1 protein-coding gene is annotated in these 323 nt (G+C 32.8%); it reads right to left on the bottom strand.

All coding sequences use genetic code 11. From position 1 onward, the window contains the following. Positions 1-298: thioesterase family protein (locus J8281_RS19410; protein ID WP_210199286.1), on the bottom strand; the 298-nt coding region annotated here is incomplete at its 3' end. Positions 299-323: the final 25 nt, after the last annotated feature.

Here is a 323-nt window from a genome sequence, read left to right as displayed (position 1 = left end):
CTCCAGCTTCATTTGTGATTTCGTACTCAAATTCAATCTTTGCAGTTGGCTTCTTTTTAAGTTGAGTTTTCACATTAATTAGGTCGTCGTAACCTGCTGATTTTTTATAATTTATATTAAGGGAAACTACTGGCAACATTATACCGTCTTCTTCCATTTTTTTGTATGAAACTCCTAGTTTACGTAACCATTCAATTCTCCCCATTTCTAGGTATAACGCATAATTGCCATGATATACCACACCCATTTGGTCTGTTTCACCATACCTCACTCTAATTTGTATTTCATCGAATTTCATGACTTTATATCAATATTTTTTTGTA

Origin of the sequence: Aquimarina sp. U1-2 (assembly GCF_017897595.1) — a bacterium.
Taxonomy (GTDB): domain Bacteria; phylum Bacteroidota; class Bacteroidia; order Flavobacteriales; family Flavobacteriaceae; genus Aquimarina.
The sequence above is the reverse complement of the archived record's forward strand: the minus strand, read 5'-3'. Positions and strand labels throughout refer to the sequence as shown.